The following is a 6,088-nucleotide window of genomic DNA, read 5'->3' as shown; positions in this document are numbered from 1 at the left end:
TTACACCAACATACCCGCAACCCCTTTTTTACATTTCCGCCAAATATCCGTCACAAAAATCAGATAATTAAATGAAATCAGTAGATTAGAGGGGAAGATTTCTTGCAGATCCGCCGAAACCTCAAAGCATGACCCCATTTCCCCAAGGGCAGCTTAGCGACCCAAATCCCATGAACATGACTTAACCACATGGTTACCCACAAGCACAGCCAGAATCGTGACCACGGGGCCTGAATCCGGGCGAGTCAGCAGCCTTTGCCGCGCAAAAACGCCACGAGCTTCCGGTCTCGCCAACAGCGGCGGTTCGGCACTGTATCGAATGACAAAACCTTACGCCGCTCTACATCCGCGCGCGACACCCCTTACCCCCCCCGCCAGTCACGATCAGGACTGTGCCACGCAATAAACCCCGCATTCAACGACACCGGCCCTTCGGTGTAATCAGCCGGCTCGTTCGGCGCTAGGATACACAATGGCCCAGCCCTGCCCCATCAGCCCGGCGCCGACGATGATGTCTTTCCTTCCGGTCACACGATTGGCGGGGGGTAAGGGGTGTCGCGCGCCTCGAAACGGCGGATCTCGTCCATCTAGTGGCTCAGGATCACGACCACCTCTTCCGAGCCTTTAGGGAAATATTGCATGGCGGCAGGTCTGCTCCAGTGCGCACGCGTTATACAGTAAGGCTGCGCCGTCAGATCGACACGGATGAGATCGGCCTGCGTCTCAACATAACCATGAAAGCCGCCAGATCAGGATCCCAGGCCATCTCGCAAATTACAACGCCTTGACGGACGTGATCTCAGCGACAATTTTCATATTCTGCGCCCTGCAACCCTTGGGCCCAAACTCGACAACATCAACGAAGGCTTCTACCGGTTGGCCATCGGCGAGGCGAAGCGTCAGGTCATCATCTTCGTATGACTGCTTTCAACGCCCGAGCGGACGTGCCACGAACAAAACCTGCCCGCGCGGGAGCATCACGTTCTTACGCGTTTGCGTCCAGCCGCAGGCCAATGCCAGCGCGGCGACATCTTCTTCCAGCATATGAAACGGCGCGCGGCCGGCATGGGTGACCACGCCGTCGCGCTGTCGGTATGGCGCCTGAGCAGTTGCTGCGTCAGGCGCAAGGAACACGGTGAAAAGCAGCGTCTCTAGATGATCGAAGCGGCGCAGCTCAATCAGTGCGCGCCGCAGGCAATCCATCGTCAGGTGGGGGAAAACCGCGAAGGCGATGGCATGGGTGATGCAGTCAGAGACGCCTGGAAAGCGGAACCCCGTGTCCTCGATCAGTTGCGCTTCATCCAGCTGTTGTGGATCGGTTAACTCCTCCCGATGCCCGGCCAGCAGGATCGCACGCGATGCGTCTGTCGCCCAGTAATGGCCGCGGGCAAGGTAAGGCACGGCCTTGCAGCCAAGTCGCAGGGCCCCTGCCCCGATATCAAGAAGATGGTGGTGCGGCTTCAGCCCGGCTTGCTGCAGTATCGACATCTGTACCCGCCCTGTTTCGTCCCAGCGTCCGCCAACGATGTCACGGTGCCTCCCAGCGGCGATCGCAGACGAATAGAAATCAGGTTTCTCGTAGGGATTGCTCGACACGGAGGCTGGCTTTCGGGCTATAACGGATGCGGGCTCCATGCGCCCTGCCCGCTCGTTTCGTCAAGGGTAGCTATGCTGGCGATGAATGTTCCGGCATCACGTGTTGAAATCCTGAGTTCAAACGAAACGCATTTATGACCGCGGTCATACTCCGATCTCCAAGCCACTATGACCCCGGTCATAATGTGGTATATGCCTTACATGGTTGGTCTTGGATGGCTTTCGTAGTTCGAGGCGTCTGAGCATCGACGCGACATATGCATCTGGCCGCTCTATGCCGGAAATGCGTCCTGCGAGATCATCCAGGCAGCGTGCTATTCCATGAAGTCCGAGTGTTACTGCCATACGATCTCTTGTCGCGGGTCTGAGCCCAAGGAAGCCGCAGACGTCATGGATCCTAGTCAGTAGATCTCTTTCGTGTGCTGGCGGCGTTGGGTAATATTCCGATAGCGTGGGGCAGGTTTGCCAGATCTCGGCAACGCTTGTCGCCGGTTGCTTATATATTTCTTTTTCTTTGGAGTCTGAGTGCCGGACAGTTTGTCCGTCATCCGCGGCCATGATGTCCGGCGTAGAAGCTGGTTCGGAGGCTTTGGCAGAGGTCTCATTCGAGAGTGCTTGGCTCAAGTTCTCCTCGATCTGGGCGAGCGCGTCGAGAGCCGGAACCGCACGGCGCAAGGTGTTGCGGATGTCGCGGGCAAGCTCGCAGAACCAATCAGGCAAGGCGGTTTGCGCAGCCTCGAACTGCCTGCGGGCCGCGGACAATCGAGCGCTGATGCGGGTGCAGATCGCTTTGCGTTCGGCCTCCAAGGCGCGCTTCTCTTGTCTGATCAGCAGGAGGCGGGGCAGGGCGTCAAACAAGGGGCGCAGATCGAGGCCGTAAGCGTCAATAACCCGGCCCGCGCCATTCCGCACGGGAAACCGCCGGCCATTGGCCGACAGCTTGCGGGCAACCAGCCCGAGCGCTTCGAGACGCGCCTCGCCGCGACGAAACCGCCGCTCATCCATGCAATTGGCGCGCTCCAGAAGCACTGGCAGCCCGGCGTAAGACACCAGTACCTGCTCAGAGCGGATCGGTCCCTTTGCCAGCACCGAAAGATGCGCGGACAGCACTGACAATTCACGTTCGCCTAGCTTTAGCTCGCGTGAAATCTCTCGCAACAGGGCAAGAACCTCCCAGCGATCATGGCTGAAGGGGATGTTGGATTCGGGCATAGCCTTGCCATGCCCCGGGGCGATTGCCCGCGGAACGGATGATGTCATGGGTTGTCAGACGGCAAAATCCCACCGTTCACCGAAGATCGATGTTGAAAACGATTCGATTTCAGGGTACCAAGAAGTTGCTACACATCTTGAGAACCCTTCGGAGCCTCGGTTTCGGAGGGTTTCTTTTTTGCCTTTCGTCTGCTCCTTTTCTTGGTTTCTAACTGCTCCCGGGGTGGCCCCCGGCTCTTTATCCGCGCTCTTTGTAGGCTTCGAGAAGCGCGGGAATTTCTTTGGCAAGGTAGTCGAGGAAGTCGTCGGGGATATCCTCGCGCAGCTTTACCGTCAATTGAGTGCCGCGGCGCGTGGTGACCACCGGGGCCTCCTGCGCAGGCTTTGGCGTGCGGGGCTCGGCCTGCGGGGCAGGGGGGGTGGCCTCGCGTGCCTCGAGCTGTTCAAGCAGGGCATCGAAGCGCTCGGTGCTGTCAGCAAGATCGCTGCGCACCAGCGCCGCATCGCCATCGCGTAGCAGCTTGGCCAGCCTGTCCCATTTGCGCCGTCCGACGCCGCGGGCCGGGCCGATGCGAACCACCAGATCCTCGCCCACCGCCGTGTAGATGGATTTCATCCGGCTGATCATCGTCTGATCCACGCCAAGGAATTTCTCGACCTGCACCTGAGTGAATCCCGCCTCGAGCGCCGACAGAATGGTCCGGGCGCGTTCGATGAACGACGTCTCAAGCCGGGCGTTGTTCTCGATGCCCTGCGCGACAAAGGCTTCCTCGTCGCTCATCCGGCGCACAAAGGCCTGGATCGTGTCCTGGCCCAGTTCGGTCAGCGCGCGCAGGCGGCGACGCCCGGTGACGATCTCGTAGCGGTCCCCGGGCAGGGGGCGCACCAGAATCGGGATCTGCTGCCCGTCTTCGGCAAGGCTGCGCTTGAGCACCTCAAGCCCTTCGGCAATGTCGATCCGGTCGCGGATAGGCGACGGGTCGATCTGCGCGATCGGCAGGTTGCGGAACATGCGTTCCTCGGCCGCGGCGGATTTCAGCGCGGTTTCAAGGCTGGCCGCCCCCTTGGCGAACATCGGCGAGCGACGGACCGGCTTGGGCGCGGCTTCTTCGGCATCGCTCGCGGGGGCCATCGGGAAGGTCGGGCGGGATTTGCGCGCCATCAGCGCGACTCCCGTTCAAAGGGCTCGCGGCCCCAAGATTGCATGATCTCGGCATCGACCTCATCGGCAATGCCGCACAGCGATTCAAAGATCCGGTCGTAGGTCTTGCGATGAAAGCTGCTTGGATCCAGTTCCAGCAGCGGGTTCATCGTGTTCCCGGCATCTGCGATGGCGGTGGAACTGACCATATCATTGCGCAACATTGCCGGGCCAAGATGCGAGCGCAGGAACGACGACAGCTGCAATTGCGCCGGGTCCGACGCGGAATAGCGCGTTAGCACGAAGCGGATGAAATCGTAGCGCTTGTCCTGATGCTGCTCGACCACCTCCATGGTGCCCGCCGCCAGCTCAAGGAATTTCGCCAGCGACACCACGTCCAGCATGCCCGCGGACAGCGGGATCAGCATCCCTGTCGCGGCATAGACCGCCGCGATCACCGCAAAGGACATATGCGGCGGCGTATCGAACAGCACGAGGTCATAGTAATCATCGACCAGCTCAAGCGCGTCGGTGATGCGGCGATGGAACGGCGTGCCATCGCCACCGCCACGGAACGAGGCCGAGGTTTCGTATTCGAATTCGGTCATCGACATCGAGCCGGGCACAAGATCGATATTGGGCACATAGGTGGCGCGAATGGCCTCGGTGATCGGCACCGGGCCGCCGCTGTCATCCTCGTAGCGCAGCACATCATAGACCGAGGGCAAGCCATCCAGATCGGCCTGAACGTCGAACATGTCGGAAAAGCTGGCCTGCGGGTCAAGGTCGATACACAGGATCCGATAGCCCCTCAGCGCCAGAAACTGCGCAAGGTTGACCGAAAGCGAGGTCTTCGACACCCCGCCCTTAAGGTTATAGACCACCAGCCGCGCCTGTGCGTCGCCGGGCTTGCGGCGAGGCATGCGCTCGTCGCCGATCTTGCCTTCGGCGTAGAGCACCGACAGGATCTCGTTCACCTCGTCAGCGGTGAAATACTTGCGGTTTCCGGGTTCTGTGGTTCCGGCGGGCATGCCGGGCAGCGTGTTCAGATACTGGCGCAGGCTGTTGTATTTCACCCGCAGCGCATGTGAGACTTCGCGTACCGAAAAGCTGCGCAGCGGCTTGTCGGATTTGCGCTTGTCAGGCGCGTGCAAAAGCTCGCGCTGCTGGGTCAGCGCGGTATCGATGATGTCACTGAACTTCATCAGCTGCTCGGAGGCAAGTAGACCCGCCGTCATGCCTGTCCTCATGGTTCTTGCGTTTTTTATTGTTGTATCAGATTTTCTCTCATATTCCAGCGTTTACTGACATATGCGAAGGGCCTGTATATATCAGTGGTTTTTTGAGAAACGCAAGCCACTAAAATTCAATGAAGAAACCCTTTAGCGATCAGGCGCTACCCGCCTGTCGCAACAGGGCCATTCGCAGGGACCCCGGCCTTGGCAGGTGGCGACTCGGCAAACTGGACAAGTCTCGCCGCGCGAGCTATCTGCCTCGCAAGCGAAGACGACTTCCCCCACTTCCGGGTACCAGACTGGGACGGCCCAGCCCAATGACAGGGTCTCCCATGCGCAGTACCTCAGAGCGTCTGTTCCACGCCATCACTTTCGAAATTTTCGGCATCCTGCTGGTCGTGCCGCTAGGCGCGCTGGCCTTCGGACTTCACTTGACGACGGTGGGGCTGTTGTCGATCACACTCGCCAGCATCGCGACGCTTTGGAACTATGCTTATAACATCGTCTTCGACCGGGCGCTGCTGCGCTGGCGCGGCGATCTGCGCAAAACCCCGGCGCTGCGGGTGTTGCACGCCGTGCTGTTCGAAGCCGGTTTGCTGATGGTTTCGCTGCCGCTCATCGCGCTGTCTCTGGGTGTGGGGCTGATCGAGGCGCTGCTGATGGAGGCGGGGTTAGCGCTGTTCTATCTGGTCTACGCTTTCGTGTTCAACTGGGGCTGGGACAAGGCGTTTCCCCCCGTTGCAATGGGCCATGAGGCCTGACGCCGCCGCGCGGCGATCGCGGCAACGCAAAGACCCAGAAGCACCAGCACGTCCGAAAACAGGGTAAAGCCGCTGGCTAGGTGTTTGATCCCGCGGTTTGATGGTGTGATCCTTTCTCAGGCCTGGAAGGAAGCATTATGGGA

The 6,088-nt window shown here is 59.9% G+C and carries 5 protein-coding genes; 1 reads left to right on the top strand and 4 read right to left on the bottom strand.

The features are described 5' to 3' along the window. Positions 1-927: 927 nt before the first annotated feature. From KO516_RS10280 to KO516_RS10265, 4 genes are all read right to left on the bottom strand, one after another. The gene (locus KO516_RS10280) at positions 928-1,596 is read right to left on the bottom strand and encodes a class I SAM-dependent methyltransferase (RefSeq protein ID WP_371742068.1); all 669 of its coding nucleotides are present in this window, start codon (positions 1,594-1,596) and stop codon (positions 928-930) included. Between the two features lie 144 nt (positions 1,597-1,740). Next, positions 1,741-2,808 (bottom strand): helix-turn-helix domain-containing protein, encoded by a 1,068-nt coding sequence (locus KO516_RS10275; RefSeq protein ID WP_216003698.1) that lies wholly within the window; start codon positions 2,806-2,808, stop codon positions 1,741-1,743. Positions 2,809-3,046: 238 nt separating this feature from the next. After that, a complete protein-coding gene (repB, locus tag KO516_RS10270; RefSeq protein WP_216003697.1) occupies positions 3,047-3,970 on the bottom strand; it encodes a plasmid partitioning protein RepB in 924 nt (307 codons plus the stop codon). Further along, on the bottom strand, positions 3,970-5,187 hold the full coding sequence (locus KO516_RS10265; protein ID WP_216003696.1) for an AAA family ATPase: 1,218 nt from the start codon (positions 5,185-5,187) through the stop codon (positions 3,970-3,972). Before KO516_RS10265 ends, repB begins: the two co-directional genes overlap by 1 nt. A 329-nt stretch (positions 5,188-5,516) precedes the next feature. On the opposite strand from KO516_RS10265, the gene KO516_RS10260 reads away from it, so the two are divergent. Continuing rightward, positions 5,517-5,945, top strand: a complete 429-nt coding sequence (locus KO516_RS10260) for a PACE efflux transporter (protein ID WP_216003695.1) — start codon at positions 5,517-5,519, stop codon at positions 5,943-5,945. Positions 5,946-6,088 lie beyond the last annotated feature (143 nt).

The organism is Citreicella sp. C3M06, from assembly GCF_018860705.1.
In the GTDB taxonomy this organism is placed as follows: Bacteria; Pseudomonadota; Alphaproteobacteria; order Rhodobacterales; family Rhodobacteraceae; genus Salipiger.
Note: the sequence above shows the minus strand (reverse complement) of the source record. Positions and strands in the feature narration are given on the sequence as shown.

Bases quoted from the DNA above. Each gene is read 5' to 3' on its own strand.
- KO516_RS10275 (WP_216003698.1), bottom strand. From the start codon at position 2,808: ATGCCCGAATCCAACATCCCCTTCAGCCATGATCGCTGGGAGGTTCTT.
- repB (WP_216003697.1), bottom strand. From the start codon at position 3,970: ATGGCGCGCAAATCCCGCCCGACCTTCCCGATGGCCCCCGCGAGCGAT.
- KO516_RS10265 (WP_216003696.1), bottom strand. From the start codon at position 5,187: ATGACGGCGGGTCTACTTGCCTCCGAGCAGCTGATGAAGTTCAGTGAC.
- KO516_RS10260 (WP_216003695.1), top strand. From the start codon at position 5,517: ATGCGCAGTACCTCAGAGCGTCTGTTCCACGCCATCACTTTCGAAATT.